The organism is Streptomyces mabaensis (assembly GCF_053763515.1).
Genome location: NZ_JBSOPZ010000003.1, coordinates 256,798 through 274,305, shown reverse-complemented (window position 1 = coordinate 274,305; position 17,508 = coordinate 256,798). Strand labels below are relative to the sequence as shown.

The following is a 17,508-nucleotide window of genomic DNA, read 5'->3' as shown; positions in this document are numbered from 1 at the left end:
CCAGGTGCACGCGCCGCCTAGGCGGACGCCGCCGGCAGGGTGACCTCGAAGCGGCAGCCGCCCGGTACGTTCCGGACCGCCGCCCGGCCGTCGTGGGCCTCGACGATGCCTCGCACGATCGCGAGACCGAGCCCCGCCCCGGCCGGCGGCGTCCGGGCCTCCGAGCCGCGCCAGCCGGTGTCGAAGACGCGCGGAAGGTCCTCCTCCGGGATGCCGCCGCAGCCGTCGGTGACGGACAGCACGACGCTGTCGGCGGTACGTTCGGCCGTCACCGCGACCGTGCCGTCGGCCGGGGTCCGGCGGATTGCGTTGACCAGCAGGTTGCCCAGCACCCGGGTCATCTCCTTGCCGTCCACCTCGACCGGCACCGCGTCGACCCGGTCGCCGACCAGCCGGACGCCCAGTTCACGGGCGAGCGGGTCCGCGCCCGCGAGCGCGTCGCCCACCAGGTCGTACACGGAGATCCGGGCCGGGGCCAGGGCCAGCGCCCCGGCGTGGATCCGGGAGAGCTCGAAGAGGTCGCCGACCATCGCGTTGAGCCGGTCGACCTCGGTGCGGATCTGCCGGAAGTACCGCTCCGGGTCCGGGACCAGGCCGTCCTCGAGCGCCTCGGACATGGCCCGAAGGCCCGCCAGCGGAGTGCGCAGATCGTGCGAGATCCAGGCGACGAGCTCGCGCCGGGAGGACTCCAGCGCGCGCTCACGGTCCCGGGATGCGGCGAGCTTCGCGCTGGTCGCGGCCAGCTCCCGGCCGAGCGCGGCCAGTTCGGCGGTGGCCTCGCCCTCGGGGGCCGCGAAGTCGCCGCCGTCACCGAAGGAACGGGCGGCCAGCGCCAGGTCGTTGCTGCGCGCCACGACCCAGCGGCCGAGCAGCAGGGCGGTGGCGAGCGAGACCACGGCCGCCATGGCCACGACGGTGGTGACGACGGTCAGGTCGTGCGGGGAGAGGAACATGGCCCAGGCCACGGCCAGCGTGCCGGCCAGCATCGCCGTGACGGTGACGGCCGCGACGACGGTCAGCGACACCGCGACGGACCGGTGACGCAGGGCGCGCAGCGCACCGGCCCCCAGCAGTCCGGCGGCGGCCGCGCCGAGGAAGGCGTACAGGGCGATGAGCAGGACGTCGTTCATGGCCCGGGGACCTCGAACCGGTAGCCCACGCCCCACACCGTCTGGATCAGCCGGGGCATGGCCGGATCGTCCTCGATCTTGCCGCGCAGCCGCCGGACATGGACGGTGACGGTCGACAGGTCCCCGAAGTCCCAGCCCCACACCTCGCGCATCAGGTCCTCCCGGGTGAGCGCCTGGCCCTGATGACGTATCAGGTGGGCGAGCAGGTCGAACTCCCGCATGGTGAGGGCCAGTTCGCGGCCGTCCTTGGTAACGCGGTGAGCCGCCGGGTCGAGCGTCAGGCCGGCCGCCCGGAGCAGCGGGCCCTGCCGTGCGGCGTCGCCCGCGCGGCTTCGGCGCAGGACGGACTCCACGCGCAGGACCAGCTCGCGCGGGCTGAACGGCTTGGTCACGTAGTCGTCCGCGCCGGTCTCCAGGCCGAGGATCCGGTCGTCCTCGTCACCCCGGGCGGTCAGCATGATCACCGGTACCGGCCCGGCACCGCGCAGGGTGCGGCAGACCTCCAGGCCGTCCATGCCGGGCAGCATCAGGTCGAGGACCACAAGATCGGGGCGGCGGGCGGCGGCGCGGGCGAGCGCGGTGGGGCCGTCGGCGGCCCGCTCGGCGGTGTAGCCGGCCCGGTCGAGGTAAGCCGCGACGACCTCGGCGACGGTCGGATCGTCGTCGACGACCAGTACATGGGCCCGGCCGGGACCTGGTGTCTGCATAGGCCCAGCCTCGCACCGGTCGGGGCCCGCCGTCGCCCCGGCGGCCCGGCCGTCCGCATTCCGTAAGGAACGGGCCGTGGGAAAGGGGTCACCCTTGGCGTACTTCGATGGGCGGCAGCCGGTAGCTCCCGTCCAGCACCTCCGCCCGCGGGGTGTAGATGCGGACCATCGGCCGGAAGTCCCCTGCCGGAGCAGGCAGCCAGTTCGCGGCCTCGTCGGGATCGGTAGGCCGGTTTCGCTGGAGTACGAGCGTGAGGGAGCCGTCGGCGGCGTACCGGAGGCCGGGGGTCCGGTCCCCGACCGAGTAGCGGCCGAGGGGATTCGCGACCAGGTAGTGGTCCGGCGCGTCGTACATGGTGACGGACCAGAAGGCGTCGGCCGGGGGCGGCGTGTCGAAGCGCAGGGTGTACGACTTCGAGCCGGTGAGCTGCTCGCCGTCGGCGTCGGTGCTGGTGCGGGCGTACACCGCCTCGTACGCGTGGCTGCCCCAGAGCACCGCGCGGGCCGCGACCGCGCGGGCGAGCCGGGCGGTGGGCCGGTCGGTGATCTTCCAGCGCTCCTCGTCGAGGGTGCCGGGGCCCAGGTGGTCGACGTTGTAGTCGAAGAGGTGCAGGTCCATGTCCCAGGCACCGGTGGCCGCCCCGGACACGGAAGCCGCCCCGGAAGCGGAAGCGGAAGCGGACAGGGACGGCCTGGCGGCCTCCTCGACCCGTGCCCGGCCCTCGGCGAGCCCGTCCTCCAGCGCCTGTACGAGGGCGGGGCCGGCCCCGGCGTACGGCGACGGGCCCTCCTCCAGCAGCCCGAGCGGCTGGAAGCGGTCCTGGTACGTGAGATCGGGCGCGGCGGGCGGGAAGTCGGCCATCCAGATCCGCAGCAGCTCGAAGAACCGCAGCGGCTCCGGGACGGCGGGGTCCGGCTGCGGCAGGCCGCCGCCACCGCCGCCGCCGTTCGCGCCTGTACGCAGGGGCGTGAGCGTCAGTGCCTTCTGAAGGGCGGTGACGCGCGGCATGTCCAGGGGCCCCGCGCAGGCGCTGCGGCCGATGACCGTCACGACAGCGGTCGGCGCGTCGATGACCCGTACGCCCTCGGGAGTGGTGCCGGCCCAGCCGGGCGGGGCGATCAGCCAGGTGGACGCCTCGGTTCCGGTGGCCCGGCGGCCGACGTACGCGAAGTTGTTGGTCCAGGCGTCGATGAACTGCAGAACGTAGTAGGCGCCCTCGTAGTCCGGTACATATAGCAGCAACGGCCCGCCGGAGAGGTCCAGTTGGGCGATCGAGTAGAGGGTGTCGTTGTTGAGGGAGGCGAACTTGGAGGCTGGATCGGCGGGTTGGTGGACATGCCCGAACTGGTTGAACGGGGTCGGGGGCAGGCTGCCCAGACCCAGACCCTGGCGGGTGAAGCCCTCGGCGCTGGTGAGGTGGTGGACCAGCGGAGAGCCGTAGACGTACGCGTCGGCGGCCAGTTCCGTCAGCTCGGTGGCGGTGGCGGTGGCGGTGGTCACGGTGTCAGCTCCGGGGAGTGAGGGCCGGCAGCGTCCAGCTTCCGTCCAGTACGGACTGCTCCGGTCCGTACACGCGGAGGGCGAGGGTGAACGGACCGTCCGGGGCCGGGAGCCAGTTGGCCGCCTCCGCGGGACCGAGGGGCCGCTCGCGCTGGACGTACAGGGTCAGGCCGCCGTCCGCGTCGTGGACCAGGCCCGGTGTGCGGTCACCGATCGAGTGGCGGTCGATCGCGTGGGCGACGGGCAGCCGGTCCGGCAGCCCGTACAGCGTGGCGGACCAGAAGAACCGGCCCGGTGGGAGCTGCCCGGGCGGGAAGCGGACGGTGTAGTCGTGGCGCGAGGCGTCCGGCGGCCGGTTGCCCTCGCTGTCCTGCGTCCAGCGCGCGGACCAGGCTTCCTCGGCGGGCAGCTGGTACGGGTCCCGGTGGGCGGCGACAGCCCGGGCGAGGTAGTCGTCGCCCTGCTGGGCGCGGGTGCCGGGCCCGTACGTGGAGCCGGCGGCGCCCTCGACCCCCTCTCCCACATCCGCCAGCCGGGTGCGGGCGTCGCCGATGCCCGCCTCGATGGCGTCACGCATCCCGGGCGGCAGGGCGGCGGGCTCGAACTCACCGCTGCCGGTGACGCCGAGCGCGGCGAGCCTGCCGCGCAGTTCGGCCTCGTTCGGGAGAACGGGGAAGAAGGCGAGCAGGAAGTCCAGGACGGTGAAGAACTCGACCGTGGACAGCGATTCCTCCTGCCACACCGGCCAGACGGGTTCGGGCGCGGGGTGCGGCCCCGCGATGTCCAGGAAGGTGGACAGCGAGCGCAGTTCGTACTTCTCCTGCTGCCCGCCTCCCGCCGGCGGCCCGGCCGCGTCCGTCCGTCCCACGACGCCGACGAGATACGTGTCCGCCTGCACCACCCCGTCGATGCCAGGGGGTACGACTCCGATGAAACCGGGACCCGCGACCAGGTAGTCGCCGGCCCCCTGGCCGGTCGTACGGGAGCCGATGAAGCCGGCGTACGCGGTGTCCAGGTCTTGGAAGGGCAGGACGTAGTAGCGGTCCGTGGCGGGTACGGACACCACCCACGGCTCGGCGCGCAGGTCCAGCCAGGCCCAGGACTGGACGAGGTCGCTGTCCGTACCGGCGGGGGCGAGGGCCTGCGCGGAATGCCGGAAGCGGCCGAATCCGCCGGATGGGCCGCCGGCCGGGCCGTCGATCGGGCGGGCGTCGGCGGGGTCGACGGCCTGGGCGTACATCGTGCGGTAGTTCTCCAGGAGGGGGAGTCCCCAGATCCAGCCCTCGGCCGCCGTCCTGCGCGCCACGTCGAGATCCATGCGGTCGCCTCCTGATCCAGGAGAGGCGAAATGCCGGTTTCGCCTCCTTAGGAGCTTAGGTGTGGGGTGCGGGGTTCGCATGCCTGATGCGCTTCGCATGCCCGATGTCAGTGCCGCCTCCTATCGTTCTCGGCATGACCCCTGCACTCATCGGGCGCGACCACCCCACGGCCGTCCTGCGAGCGGAGATCGGCCGGGCCGCGGAGAGCCACGGCGGTCTGGTGCTGGTCACGGGCGAGGCCGGCATCGGCAAGACCACCCTGGTCACCGAGGCGGCCGACGAGGCGCGGCGGCGGGGCGCCCTGGTCCTCGGCGGCACCTGCTGGGACTCCGACAGCGCCCCGGGGTACTGGCCCTGGGTCCAGGTCGTGCGGGGCCTGCGACGTGCGGTCGGCGAGGAGGAGTGGGCGCGGACCGACGAGGCGGCGGGCGGCCGGCTGGCGGTCCTGCTCGGCGAGGTGTCCGGCCGCGGGGAGGCAGGCCAGGAGGCGACGGGTCCGGAGGACAGCGGCTTCCCGCTGTACGACGCGGTGACCACCGCGCTGGTGACGGTCTCGCAGGACCGGCCGGTGATGGTCGTCCTGGACGACCTGCACTGGGCCGACACCGCGTCTCTCAAGCTGCTCGAATTCGCCGCGCAGCACGCGTGGTTCGAGCGGCTGCTGCTCGTCGGCACCTACCGGGACGCCGAGGTGGAGGCCGCGGACCACCCGCTGCAGCCGCTGATCCTGCCGCTGGTCGCGAAGGCGACGACGGTGACGCTGACCGGGCTGGAGCGCGAGGAGGTCGGCGCGCTGATGGCGCTGACCAGCGGCCAGGAGCCGGCCGACGCGCTGGTGGCGGAGGTGCATCTGCGGACCGGGGGCAACCCCTTCTTCGTGGAGCAGACGGCCCGGCTGTGGCGCGGCGGGTCGGCGGTGACCGCCATCGCCCCGGGCGTACGGGAGGCCGTGCGGCGGCGGCTCTCACTGCTGCCCGAACCGGTCGGGCAGGTCCTGACCACGGCTTCCGTGCTCGGCCGCGAGTTCCACCGGCAGGTACTGGCCGCCACCGCCGCCGCGCCCGTGCCGCACGTGGACCGGCTGCTGGACCAGGCGGTGACGGCGCGGCTGGTGGTGCCCCGGCAGGCGGGCCGGTTCGCGTTCGCCCACGATCTCGTACGGGAGACGCTGTACGACGCGCTGGACGAGGCCGACCTGCGGCACCGGCACGCGACGGTGGTCCGCGCCCTGGACCGTTCCCCCGCGCTCGCCGAGAAGGTCTTCCCGGCCGACCTGGCGCGGCACGCGTACGCGGCGGGGGACGAGCTCGACCCCGACCAGGCGCTCGACCTGCTGCTGGCCGCGGCGCAGGACGCCGGAAGCCGGCTGGCGTTCGAGGAACAGATCGCCCACCGGCGCCGCGCGCGGGAGCGGTCGGCGGGCGCGGCGCCCCGGCGGCGCGTGGTCGTCGCCCTGGACCTCGCGCAGGACCTGCACCACCTCGGCGAGCGCGAGGAGGCGTGCCGGATCTTCGAGGAAACGGCCACGGCGGCCCGCGAGGCTGCCGATCCGGAGTTGCTCGGCCGCGTGGCACTCACCCTGTACGGCGCGCTGGACACCGGTGAACTGGAGTCCCTGCGAGCCGAACTGCTGCGCGAGGCCCACGCACTGCTGGGGGAACCGAAAGCGGCCGCCGGGACAGCAGCCGTCGGGGATTCGGGCGCGTCCCGGACCGACGAGGAGCTGGCGCAGGAGTTGAGCATCCGGATCGCCGTGCTCGCCCGGCGGCATCAGGACGACGAAGCCCTCGGCTTCGGGCTCTGGGCCCGCCACCACGCGATCTGGGGGCCCGGTACCGCACCGGAACGGATGGCCCTCATCGACGAGTTGGTGGCCCTCTCCCGCCGCCGGAACGACATCGAGGGCGAGCACTTCGCCGCCTCGCTGCGCTGGGTCGCGCTGGTGGAACTGGGCGACCCCCGCTACCTCGACCAGTACCGCACGTTCGTCGCGATGGCCGAGCGGCACAACCTGCCCCGTATGGGCATCGGCGCCGCCGTCGACCAGTCCATCATCACCGCCCTGATGGGCCGGTTCGCCGAGTCGGAGACCTTCCTCGCCGAGGCGTACGCGCACGCCGAGCGCCACCGGCACGGGCACTTCGGATATCTGCTGCACCACCACCGCTGGACGCTCGCGCTGCTCCAGGGCCGGTACGAGGAGCTGGACGAGCTGCACCGGATCCTGGAGCGGGACCACCCGTGCCCCCGGCTGCTCGCCGCGATCAGCGCGATCGAGCAGGGCGAGACCGGACCCGCCGTGGCGTTCCTCGCCGAGCTCACCACGCACGGCTCGGACCATCGGTGGGAACGCGGCTTCCTCCCGCTGCGGCTGCGCTTCCAGGCACAGGCCGCGGCGGCCTCGGGGGACCCGGAGCTGTGCGAGCAGGCCCGGGACGCGCTCAAGCCGTTCCTCGGCCAGTGGGCGGTCTCCATGTACGGCTGGGACATCAGCGGCCCGATGGTCCTGTGGTCGGCCGTCGTCGACGCCGCCCAGCAGCGCTGGGACGCGGCGGTCGAGGGCTTCACCGCCGCCCACCGCTCCGCCGAGCAGCTCCGGGCCCGCCCGTGGTCGGTGGAGGCCCGCGTCCGGCTCGCCGAGGTGCTGCTGGCCCGGGCGGCGCCCGGCGACGCGGCGGCCGCCGGCACGCTGCTCGCGGACGCCGAGCGGGAGGCGGCAGAACTGGGCATGCGCCACATCGCCGGCCGTGTCCGCCGCGTCCGCCCCCCGGAGGCCGCCGCTCCCGCCACCGCTGCGGTTCCGGACATGGCCACCGCTCCGGCCACCACTCCGGCACCCGCTCCGGCCCCGGCGACGCACGAGTTCCGGTTCGACGGCTCCGTCTGGAGCCTCACCTATGCCGGCCGTACGGCGCACATGCCCGACGCCAAGGGGCTGCGCGATCTGCGCTTCCTGCTCGGCCGGCCCGGCTCCGACATCCCCGCCGTCCACCTCCTCGCCCCCGAGGGCGGCGAGGAGGTGGTGGCCGCCCGCTCACTGGGCGGGGACGCGGTCCTCGACGAGGAGGCCAAGTCCCGGTACAAGCTCCGGCTGGAACTGCTGGACCAGGAGATCGACCGGGCGGCGTCACGCGGTGACGAGCGCCGGGCCGCCGAGTACGACCGCGAGCGCGCGGCACTGCTCACCGAGCTGCGCACCGCCGCCGGACTCGGCGGCCGCTCCCGCCGCCTCGGCGACGAGGCGGAGCGGGCACGCAAGACGGTCACCGCCCGGATCCGCGACACGCTCCGCAAGCTCGACGACCGCCACCCGGAACTGGCCGCGCACCTCCGGGCGACGGTGTCGACGGGCGCCACCTGCACGTACCGACCGGACCAGCCCCCCATCGCCTGGCGGCTCTAGGGGGCTGCTCCAGGGGGCCGGTCGATCGGCTCACTTGCGGTTGTAGAGCCGCATCGTGACCGGGCCGAAGACGAGGACCAGCAGGCCGGCCCAGCCCAGCGACCAGGCGAGTTCGGTGGCCGGCCAGTCACCGGCCATCAACTCCCGTACCGCCGTGGTCAGATGGGTGATCGGGCTGTTGTTGACGAACGCCTGCAGCCAGCCCGGCATCGTCTTCGGGTCGACGAAGATGTTGCTCAGGAACGTCAGCGGGAACAGCACCATCATGCTGACGCCCATCACCGACTTCTCGCTGCGCAGCAGCAGTCCGAACATCGTCCAGACCCACGAGAAGGCGAACGAGAAGACGATCAGCAACGCCACCCCGGCGACGACTCCGACGACCCCGCCGTCCGGCCGGAAGCCCAGGAGCAGGCCGACGGCCAGCATCACCAGGGAAGCGAGCGCGTACCGGAGCATGTCACCGAGCAGATAGCCGACCATGACCGAGGGCCGCCAGATCGGCAGCGTCCGGAAGCGGTCGAAGACGCCCTTCTCGATGTCGGTGTTGACCGACACCCCCGTGTACATCGTGATCATGACGATGCTCATCACCAGAATGCCCGGCAGCAGCTCCTGGATGTACGCCTCCGGGGAGCCGGCGATCGCGCCTCCGAAGAGGTACGTGTACATCAGCACCATCATGATCGGGAAGGCGGTGACGTCGAAGAGCTGCTCCGGCACATGTTTGATCTTCAGAACGGCGCGCCAGCCGAACGTCACCGACGTGGACAGCGCACTCGGGCGCGCCGGCCGGTCCTTGCTCACGAGCAGGGCCGCCAGGTCCTCCGCCCGGGGCGCGGCAAGAGCAACGTCGTCCAGTTCCTTGGTGGCTACGGTGCTCATGCCACTGCCTCCTTCGTGTCGGCCTTCGGGTCGGCCATGCTGGCCGCGTCGGTTCCGGCGGGCACCTGGGCGCGGCCGGACTTGTCGGTGAGGGCGAGGAAGACCTCGTCCAGGCTGGGCTGGCCCAGCGAGAAGTTGTCGACGGTGATTCCGGAACGGGCCAGCTCCGCCAGTGCCCGGCCGGCCTGCTCCGCCGCACCCTGCTGCGTACCGTGCCCGTTGACCCGGGCGGTCAGCGCGAGCGGGTCCGAGTCCAGCTGGACAACCGCGTTCAGCGCGGTCGCCAGCACCTGTTCGGCCTCGGCGCGCTGCCCGGCGTCCCGCAGCCGCAGATGTACCGCGCCGGAGCCGACCGACGCCTTGAGCTCGCCCTTGGTGCCCTCCGCGATGACCTTCCCGTGGTCGATCACCGCGATCCGGGACGCCAGCTGGTCGGCCTCGTCCAGGTACTGGGTGGTCAGCATGACCGTCGTGCCCTGGGCGACGACCGCCCGCACGATGTCCCACACCTGGTTGCGGCTGCGCGGGTCGAGTCCCGTCGTCGGCTCGTCCAGGAACAGCAGGTCAGGGGTGTTGAGGATGGACGCGGCGATGTCGATCCTGCGCCGCATGCCGCCCGAGTAGTTCTTCACCTGACGCGCGGCCGCCTCCGTGAGGCCGAACGCCTCCAGCAGCTGGGCAGCCCGGTCCCGGGCCGCTCCCTTGGAGTGCCCGAGCAGCCGCCCCAGCAGGACCAGGTTCTCGGTGCCGGTCAGGTCCTCGTCGACCGACGCGTACTGCCCGGTGAGGCTCACCCTGCTGCGTACCGCGTCGGGATCCTTGATCACGTCCTTGCCGAAGACGCGCGCCTCACCGCCGTCCGGCCGCAGCAGTGTGGCGAGCATCTTGACGGTGGTGGTCTTGCCCGCCCCGTTGGGGCCGAGGACTCCGTAGACGGTGCCGGCGGGGACGGCGAGGTCGACGCCGTCCACGGCCCGGTTCTCCCCGAAGACCTTCACCAGGCCGGCCGTCTCGATTGCGAGGTCAGTGGTCATCTTTCTGTTCCGCTCCTTCATGGTCCTTCTGGTCGTCCTGGTCGTCCTGGTTGCTCTGGTCGTCCTGATTACTCTGGTCGCTCCGGGCCCTCCCGGAAGGCGGCTACGACAAGTACGGGCGTACGGCGCGCGCCTCGCGCAGCGCGAGGCCCCACCAGCCCAGCTGGTCGAGCAGCGAGGTGACCGCCCGGCCGCGGTCCTCGACCCGGTCCTCCGCCAGATTGAGGCTGACGCCGTCGCGCATCGTCACGGTGTGCAGTTCGGTGAAGACGCAACGGAGCTGCTCGACGGCGTACAGGCCCTGCGAGCCGTAGCCGTAGCTGACGAAGCCGACCGGCTTGGCCTGCCATTCGTCGTAGGCGAAGTCGATGGCCTGCTTCAGCGACGCGGGGAAGCTCCGGTTGTACTCGGGAGTGACCACCACGAACGCCTCCGCCCGGTCGATCTCCGCCGCGAACCGCGCCATCTGCGCGGTCGCCTCCTGCGGATACCGCTCGGGGAAGTCGAAGTCCGCCAGGTCGATGACGGTGAGGTCGAGGTCGTCCCGCTCGCGGGCCTGCTCGGTGAACCACCGTCCGACGCTGTCACCGACCCGCCCCTGGCGGGTGCTGCCGATGATCACCGCGACCCGGAGCGGAGCGACGGCGACGGCCGGGGCAGCGGCCGCGGTCGCGGTCGTCGCACGGGTGTCGGTCATCGGGCGCCTCCTCGGGGTCGCGGTGTGCGGTCACCCTCTGGGCGCGAGACGCGAAGGCGCGGCCGCTGGATCCCGTCCAGCGGCCGCGCGAGTTCCTGGCGTCCTGGCGTCCGGCGCGCGGGCCGGACGCGCGGACGGCTCAGGGTTCGTGAACGTGGAACCGGTAGAACGCGAGGGCGCCCACCGACGCGCCCACCATCAGGCCCATCCCGGTGGACCTCAGGACCGAGTCCTCGGTGAGGCTGAACATGAAGCCCATCGCGATCGCCGTGAACGTGCCGTACGCGATCGCGCGCAGCTCGGGCAGCACGCGGTGCCCCATCCGGTTGAGCAGGAACAGAATGCCGGCGAAGAGCAGACCGGAGACGAAACCGAGCAGGACGTTGTAGCCCGTGATGGGGCCGGCCTGACGTCCGATGAACGCCGCCCAGATGCCGTACAGGGCCCCGAACAGCAGCGGACCGACCCAGGCGCTCAGCTTCAGCCCGCCCAGCTGGTGGGTCCCCGGTGTGGGTGCGGCATGTGCCATGACGGAACTCCTTATCTCCGGCACCACCCCCGGATTTCATGGTGCTCCCGGGGTGAGCCGCCCGCCACCCGCCTGCACCCCCAGGACTCGCGCCCGGCCCTGCCCCGGCATAGCGTTCTCGTGGCCTGGAGCCGGACCGGCTCGACGCGTTCCGGAAAGGCTTGCCCGTGCTGCAGATCGCCGGAGTCTGGCTGCCCGTCCTCACCCTGCTGCTCGCGAGCGGCGCCGTCGCCGTCGCGGTCCGCCGCCGCGTGCTGGCCGCCACCGGTCTTGGCCTCGCGGCCGGCGGGGCGCTGCTGTGGGCGGGCGTCGCCGTCGGCCGCCGGCTCTCGCTCGACGACCTGCCGCCGGACATGGACCGCCGGACGGCCGGCGCGGTGTACGACGCGCTGACCGGATTCCTGCGCACGACGGCGTGGATGGTTCTCGCCCTGGGCCTGGCGCTGGCCCTCGGCACCTGGATCGCCACCCGCTGCGAACCGGCCGCCCCGGCGCGGGGGACGCCCCGGGGCTACCGGCGGGCGATCCCGGCGAGCGTCCCGAGCGCGTACGCGAGGGTCTGCGCCGGCGGTGAGGCGAGCCCGATCCGGACGGCGTCCGGGGCGGTGTGCCCGCCCACCGCGAACGCGGAGCCGGGGGTGACGGCGATCCCGCGCCCGGCCGCCGCGGCGACGAAGGTCTCGGCACGCCAGGGCGGGGGCAGCTCCCACCAGCAGTAGTACGCCCTCGCGTCGGTACGCACCCGGAAGCCGGCCAGGTGCTCCCGTACCAGGGCGTGCCGGGCGGCCGCGTCCTTCCGCTTGGCCCCGACCACGGCGGCGACCGTGCCGTCCGTGGTCCACCGGGTGGCGGCCTCCAGGTTGAACCGTCCCGCGGTCCACGCCCCGGAGCGCAGCGTCTTGGCGAGCGCGTCGGCGTGCGCGTCCGGGGTGACCAGAAAGCCCACCGTCAGCCCGGGGGCGAGCCGCTTGGAGAGGCTGTCGAGCAGGATCGTGCGGCCCGGCGCGTACGCGGCGAGCGGAGGCGGCGCGTCCGGGGCAAGGAAGGCCCAGGTGGTGTCCTCGACGGCGGTGAGGCGGCAGTCGTCGAGGGCCGCGGCCAGCTCGGCCCGCCGCGCCTCCCCGGCCGTGACGGAGAGCGGGTTGTGCAGCGTCGGCTGTACGTACACCGCGCCCAGCGGCGCACTGCGGTGGGCGGCGGCGAGCGCGTCCGGGCGCAGCCCCTCGCTGTCGGTGGCGAGCGGCACCAGGATGACGCCGAGCCGCTCGGCAATCGCTTTGACCAGCGGATACGTCAACGCCTCCACCCCCAGCCGACCGCCCGGGCGCACCAGCGAGGAGACCGCGGCGGCGATGGCCTGGCGGCCGTTGCCCGCGAAGAGCACCCGGTCCGCGTCGGGCCGCCAGCCGCCCCTGGCGAGCAGACCGGCCGCCGCGCGCCGCGCTTCGGGCGTGCCGGCCGCGGCGGCAGGCCGGGTGGCCTCGGTGAACACGTCGGCGCGCAGGAGCGGTCCGAGGCTCCGGGCCATCAGTTCCGACTGGCCTTCGGCCACCGGGTAGTTGAGCTCCAGGTTGACCGGCGCCGCGCCGGTCGCCTCCGCGAGGGCGGGGCCGGGCAGCGGGGGCGCCGCCCGGACGAAGGTGCCGCGGCCCACCTCGCCGACCACCAGGCCCCGGCGCACCAGCTCGCCGTACACCCGGATCGCGGTGGAGTTCGCGATGCGGCGGCTGCGGGCGAACGCGCGCTGGGTGGGCAGCCGGTCGCCCGGCCGCAGCCGGCCGGAGGCGATCTCGGCGGCCACCTCGTCGGCCACCCGCCGGTACTCGTCCACACTCGCACCCTCCCGCACCGCACCGCACCGCACGCCCCGCCCATTGCACCGAGAGCAAAGATCCTATTGCACCGAGGAGTTGACGGCACCTAGCCTCCTGTCATGCCCTCCGCACTCATCGGCTCCCGCACCTTCGGCTACGACGACACCGGCCGCGGCGACGCGCGCAGCGGCGACCCGCTCGTCCTCGTCCACGGCCACCCCTTCGACCGCACGATGTGGACCCCGCAGCTCGCCGCGTTCGGGGAGACCCACCGCGTCATCGCCCCCGACCTGCGCGGGTACGGCACGTCGTCCGTCGAGCCGGGCGTGACCCCGCTCTCCGCGTTCGCCTCGGACATCGCCGCGCTGCTGGACCACCTCGGGGTCGAGCGTTTCGTCCTCGGCGGCCTCTCCATGGGCGGCCAGATCGCCATGGAGTGCTACCGGCTGTTCCCCGAGCGCGTCAGCGGGCTGATCCTGGCCGACACCTTCCCCGCCGCCGAGACCGAGGCCGGCCGGGCCGCGCGCAACGAGACGGCCGACCGGCTGCTGCGCGAGGGGATGGCCGGATATGCGGACGAGGTGCTGTACAAGATGGTCGCGCCGGACTCCGACCCCGACACAGCCGCCCATGTGCACCGCATGATGTGCGGCACCGACCCGGAGGGCGCGGCGGCGGCGCTGCGCGGCCGCGCCGAACGCCCCGACTACCGGGAGCTGCTCACCAACGTCACGGTGCCGGCGCTGGTCGTGGTGGGCCGCGATGACACGTACACCCCGGTCTCCGACGCCGAGGCGATGCACGCGGCGCTCCCGGACTCGACGCTCAGCGTCATCGAGTCGGCGGCCCACCTGCCGAACCTGGAGCGCCCGGCGGCCTTCAACGCGGCCCTGCGCGCCTACCTGGATGTCACCCGAACGGCCTAACCAAACCACCCCGAAAGCCGCCACTACGCCCACGATGAGGGAGATCGTCAGACCCGTTGACCGCAGGAGGCACGCCATGACGCAGAGCACAGCGCCCACCCCGTCGAGGACGAAGTCAGAGGCCGGCTGGGCGGCGGGCGGCACCCTGTTCGCCGGCGTCCTGCTGCTGATAACCGGCCTGATGAGCATCATCGAGGGCATCGCCGGAATCGCCCAGGACGACGTCTACGCGCGCCTGGGCGACTACGTCTTCTCCTTCAACCTCACCACGTGGGGCTGGATCCACCTGATCGTCGGCCTCGTGGTGGCCTTCACGGGCTGGGGCATCCTCAAGGGCGCGGAGTGGGCCCGCTTCACGGGCATCGCCCTGGCGGCCCTCAACATCGTGCTCCACTTCATGTTCCTGCCCTACCAGCCGGTGTGGGCGGTGTTCTCGATGGCCGTCAGCGCCTTCGTCATCTGGGCCCTGGCCACGGACTCCGCGGACTTCAACCGCACCCCCCGCACCCGATAACCCCATCGCCCCAGCCGGGCGGCGCGGCCAGCTTTCGTCGTGCCGCCGCCCGGCCGGGTGATCGGCGGTTTATGCGGTGCCCGTCAGGCGGCTGAATTCGTACCTGTCGTGCGAGGAGAACATCCGCACCAGGCGCGGATGCGCGCGGCGCAGGTCGCGGAGTCGTTCCAGCTGGCTCAGCCGGGACTCGTGGTCCACCGCCACCAGGCGCTGGTGCAGCGCCGTGGCGCGCGGGCAGCGAGGCCGGCGCAGGTCCACCTCGCCGTGGAAGAAGTACGCGTCGCCCGCGTGCAGCAGCCAGCGGTCCGGCTGCTGCACGGCGACCCCGCAGTGGCCCCGGGTGTGGCCGGGGAGCGGGACCAGCAGGATGTCGGGGGCGTTGAGGACGCGGGAGGCGCGGAAGCCCAGCCAGTCGGAGTCCGCGGTGTCGTGGATGACCCACTGCGGACCGTGCTCCCAGTGCGCGGGGACGTAGCGGCCGGCTTCGAGCCGGCTGTCCCGGCGCATCGCGGCCCGGTACTCGTCCGCCATGACGTGCACCCGCGCCTCCGGGAAGTCGGCCAGGCCGCCGGCGTGGTCCAGGTCGAGATGCGTGACAACGATGTCCCGGACGTCTCTCGGGTCGTACCCCAGATTGCGTATCTGGTGCACGGCCGTACGGGACAGATCGAGCGCGGGCCGCATGGTGGCCCGGAACAGCCGGCCCAGGCGCCGCGGGTCGGAGACGTCCGCCGCGCCGATGCCCGTGTCGACCAGGACGAGCCCGCTGCCCGCCTCGACCAGCAGGCAGTGGCCGACGAGCGGGGCCGTGCCGGGCGGGCGCAGGGAGGCGCAGTCGAGGTGGTGGACGGTCCGGGCAGTCCGCCGGGGGTCGACCGACGGGAACGCCTCGGCCCAGCGGGGAGGGAGAGGGGGAGTGGCATGCACAGACATCTGCGCCTCCGTCGTTACGTGGAGAGCGGTGGCCCCGGCGGTGACACCGGTACGAACCCGAGCGGGGAGACGATGGTCGCGGAGTCGAGGCCGAAGGAGACGCGCCCGGGGCCCTGTTGCCCGCCCTCCCGGAGGAAGAAGGCGTCGGCGGGGCTCCCGTTCATCTACCGTGTTCCTCTCCCCTGCTTACACCGTAAGTTCGCGATCCGAGCGAAGCACTTACGCTGTAAGTTCGTCAATGGGTCCACCCGACCTGAGGAGCAGTCATGTCCACCGGCTCACACACCCAAGTGGCCGCGGCGCGACCGCCGTTGACCCGCGAGCGGATCATCGCCGCCGCGCTGGGCATCATCGACGAAGAGGGCGTGGACGCGGTGAGCATGCGGCGCATCGCCGCCGACCTCGACGTTCAGGCCATGTCGCTCTACAACCACGTGCGCGGCAAGGCGGACATCCTGGACGGCGTCACGGAGTACATCACCCAGGAACTGAACTTCCCGCTCCGCTTCGAGGGCACCTGGGAGGACGGCGTACGGACGGTCGCGCACAACATGCGGCGGTCCTCGCTGCGCCATCCGCGCGCCTGCGAACTGGTGCTCTCCCGCCAGCTGTCCTCCCCCACCGTGCTCGCCCCGATCGACACGGTCCTCTCGATCCTGCTGGACCGCGGCTTCGACGAGGCGACCGCCGTGCACGCGCTGCGGACGTTCATCGCGTACCAGATCGGCTCGCTGCTGCGCGAGGCGAACGCCTCGCGCACGTTCAGCGGGACGGAGGAGTCCGCGGTGCGCAGGCGCACGGCCCGCCTGGCCGGCTGCGGCTTTCCGGCGGTGGAGCGGGTCGCGCCGGCCCTGGCGACCATCGACTTCGAGGCCGAGTTCACCTTCGGCGTGGAGATGCTGATCAGCGCACTACGGGAGTACGCGCCCAAGGAGGCCTGAGCCCGGGCGGGAACCCCCGCGCCCGCCAGGGCGTTTCCAGAGGGAGGATTCGGGCCGACCGGACACCGCCTGACGAGAGGCCGGCTCCTGTGACTGCACTGCGGGCCAAGAGGGGGTGGACGACGTGGTGAGCCCGAGCCGTACTGGTGCCGACACCCCGTCGGCGGCGACCACGGCCGCCCCGCCGGCCGCCGCACCACCGACCGCCGCGCCCGCGTGGCGGCGGATCGCCGCGCGGTCCGCCGGCGTGCTCCTGGCCGGGGTCAGTGTGCTCCTCGGCTTCCGGGCCGCGGACGCGGACGGCGTCACTCCCGTACCGCAGCTCCTCGCCTACCTGCCCTGGCTGCTCGCGCCGGCCGGGCTCGGGGCGCTGCTCGCCGCCGCGGCCCGTTGGCGCACCGGCCTGGTCTGGGCGCTCGTCGTGCTCGCCGCCACCGGGTGGTACGTACGCCCGTACGGCGCCGACGCGACCGACGCGCACGGCAGGGTCGTCGCCCAGCTGCGCGTGCTGACCGCGAACGTCGAATTCGGCGGCGGGACGGAAGGGTTGCTGGACACCGTCCGGCGCGAGAAGCCCGATCTGGTCTTCGTCCAGGAATGCGACCACACCTGCTCGGACGCGCTCGCCTCCCGCATCCCACGCAAGGACTATCCGTACCGTCACGTCGTCGAGGCCGGCGGGGCGGAGGGCTCCGCGATCCTCAGCGTCCACCCGCTGCGGCCCGCCGCCGGCGTGCCCGGTGTCCTCGCGATGCCGGGCGCGGTGGCGCGGATCGGCGGCCGGTCCGTACAGCTCCAGCTCGCCCACCCGCTGCCGCCGATCCCCGGCGGAGTCGCCCTGTGGCGCGAGGAACTCGGCGCGCTGCGCGACTACGCCGCCCGGGTGAAGGGCACGCCGGCCCTCGTCGCCGGCGACTTCAACGCCTCCCAGGACCACGCCGCCTTCCGCGCCCTCCTCGACGCGGGCGGCCTGCACGACAGTGCCCGCCTCGCGGGCCGGTCCCGTACGCCGTCCTGGCCGGCGGACAACGCGCTGATACCGGGGACGCAGATCGACCACGTACTGGCCGGCGACGACTTCCGGGCCAGGTCGGCGCGATTCCTGGACCTCGCGCACACCGACCACCGTGCTCTGCTGGTGGAACTGGACCTGTACGACATGCGGTGAGGCGCGA

Annotated in this window: 16 protein-coding genes; 5 read left to right on the top strand and 11 right to left on the bottom strand. The window is 73.2% G+C overall.

The annotated features are described in order from the left end of the window. Positions 1–17: 17 nt before the first annotated feature. The 4 genes from ACWV17_RS04265 to ACWV17_RS04250 all read right to left on the bottom strand — a co-directional run bounded on the left by ACWV17_RS04265 (position 18) and on the right by ACWV17_RS04250 (position 4,656). Positions 18–1,130 carry a sensor histidine kinase gene (locus ACWV17_RS04265; RefSeq protein ID WP_455356177.1) on the bottom strand — a complete coding sequence of 371 codons (1,113 nt, stop codon included), beginning with the start codon at positions 1,128–1,130 and terminating at the stop codon, positions 18–20. Further along, a complete protein-coding gene (locus ACWV17_RS04260) occupies positions 1,127–1,837 on the bottom strand; it encodes a response regulator (RefSeq protein ID WP_455358521.1) in 711 nt (236 codons plus the stop codon). The genes ACWV17_RS04265 and ACWV17_RS04260 overlap by 4 nt, the downstream gene beginning before the upstream one ends. An 88-nt stretch (positions 1,838–1,925) precedes the next feature. Then, positions 1,926–3,338, bottom strand: coding sequence for a DUF1254 domain-containing protein (locus ACWV17_RS04255; protein ID WP_455358520.1), 1,413 nt, complete (start codon positions 3,336–3,338; stop codon positions 1,926–1,928). A 4-nt stretch (positions 3,339–3,342) separates the two neighbouring features. Then, the gene (locus ACWV17_RS04250; protein WP_455358519.1) at positions 3,343–4,656 is read right to left on the bottom strand and encodes a DUF1254 domain-containing protein; all 1,314 of its coding nucleotides are present in this window, start codon (positions 4,654–4,656) and stop codon (positions 3,343–3,345) included. 134 nt (positions 4,657–4,790) lie between these two features. Between ACWV17_RS04250 and ACWV17_RS04245 the strand changes: the two genes are divergently transcribed. After that, complete coding sequence (locus ACWV17_RS04245) at positions 4,791–8,060, top strand: ATP-binding protein (protein ID WP_455358518.1); 3,270 nt, start codon at positions 4,791–4,793, stop codon at positions 8,058–8,060. 30 nt (positions 8,061–8,090) lie between these two features. On the opposite strand, the gene ACWV17_RS04240 is transcribed toward ACWV17_RS04245, so the two are convergent. The 5 genes from ACWV17_RS04240 to ACWV17_RS04220 all read right to left on the bottom strand — a co-directional run bounded on the left by ACWV17_RS04240 (position 8,091) and on the right by ACWV17_RS04220 (position 13,036). After that, positions 8,091–8,945, bottom strand: a complete 855-nt coding sequence (locus ACWV17_RS04240) for an ABC transporter permease (RefSeq protein WP_455358517.1) — start codon at positions 8,943–8,945, stop codon at positions 8,091–8,093. Further along, positions 8,942–9,979 carry an ATP-binding cassette domain-containing protein gene (locus tag ACWV17_RS04235; protein WP_455358516.1) on the bottom strand — a complete coding sequence of 346 codons (1,038 nt, stop codon included), beginning with the start codon at positions 9,977–9,979 and terminating at the stop codon, positions 8,942–8,944. The genes ACWV17_RS04240 and ACWV17_RS04235 overlap by 4 nt, the downstream gene beginning before the upstream one ends. Before the next feature lie 103 nt (positions 9,980–10,082). After that, entirely contained in the window at positions 10,083–10,676 is a 594-nt protein-coding gene (locus ACWV17_RS04230) for an NADPH-dependent FMN reductase (protein ID WP_455358515.1), read from the bottom strand. Positions 10,677–10,815: 139 nt separating this feature from the next. Further along, positions 10,816–11,205 (bottom strand): hypothetical protein, encoded by a 390-nt coding sequence (locus ACWV17_RS04225; RefSeq protein WP_455356185.1) that lies wholly within the window; start codon positions 11,203–11,205, stop codon positions 10,816–10,818. A gap of 511 nt (positions 11,206–11,716) precedes the next feature. After that, a complete protein-coding gene (locus ACWV17_RS04220) occupies positions 11,717–13,036 on the bottom strand; it encodes an aminotransferase-like domain-containing protein (protein WP_455358514.1) in 1,320 nt (439 codons plus the stop codon). A 102-nt stretch (positions 13,037–13,138) separates the two neighbouring features. Here ACWV17_RS04220 and ACWV17_RS04215 point away from each other — a divergent pair, with 102 nt between their 5' ends. Both ACWV17_RS04215 and ACWV17_RS04210 read left to right on the top strand, forming a co-directional pair. Then, on the top strand, positions 13,139–13,945 hold the full coding sequence (locus ACWV17_RS04215) for an alpha/beta fold hydrolase (protein WP_455358513.1): 807 nt from the start codon (positions 13,139–13,141) through the stop codon (positions 13,943–13,945). Positions 13,946–14,021: 76 nt separating this feature from the next. After that, a complete protein-coding gene (locus tag ACWV17_RS04210) occupies positions 14,022–14,459 on the top strand; it encodes a DUF7144 family membrane protein (RefSeq protein WP_455358512.1) in 438 nt (145 codons plus the stop codon). Positions 14,460–14,528: 69 nt separating this feature from the next. Here the strand turns inward: ACWV17_RS04210 and ACWV17_RS04205 are convergent, their stop codons facing one another. Then, entirely contained in the window at positions 14,529–15,392 is an 864-nt protein-coding gene (locus ACWV17_RS04205; RefSeq protein ID WP_455356189.1) for an MBL fold metallo-hydrolase, read from the bottom strand. 14 nt (positions 15,393–15,406) lie between these two features. Next, positions 15,407–15,556 (bottom strand): hypothetical protein, encoded by a 150-nt coding sequence (locus ACWV17_RS04200; protein WP_455356190.1) that lies wholly within the window; start codon positions 15,554–15,556, stop codon positions 15,407–15,409. Positions 15,557–15,658: 102 nt separating this feature from the next. Between ACWV17_RS04200 and ACWV17_RS04195 the strand changes: the two genes are divergently transcribed. Together ACWV17_RS04195 and ACWV17_RS04190 are read left to right on the top strand one after the other, a co-directional pair. Then, positions 15,659–16,333 (top strand): TetR/AcrR family transcriptional regulator C-terminal domain-containing protein, encoded by a 675-nt coding sequence (locus ACWV17_RS04195; protein WP_455358511.1) that lies wholly within the window; start codon positions 15,659–15,661, stop codon positions 16,331–16,333. Positions 16,334–16,448: 115 nt separating this feature from the next. Further along, entirely contained in the window at positions 16,449–17,501 is a 1,053-nt protein-coding gene (locus ACWV17_RS04190) for an endonuclease/exonuclease/phosphatase family protein (RefSeq protein WP_455358510.1), read from the top strand. Positions 17,502–17,508: the final 7 nt, after the last annotated feature.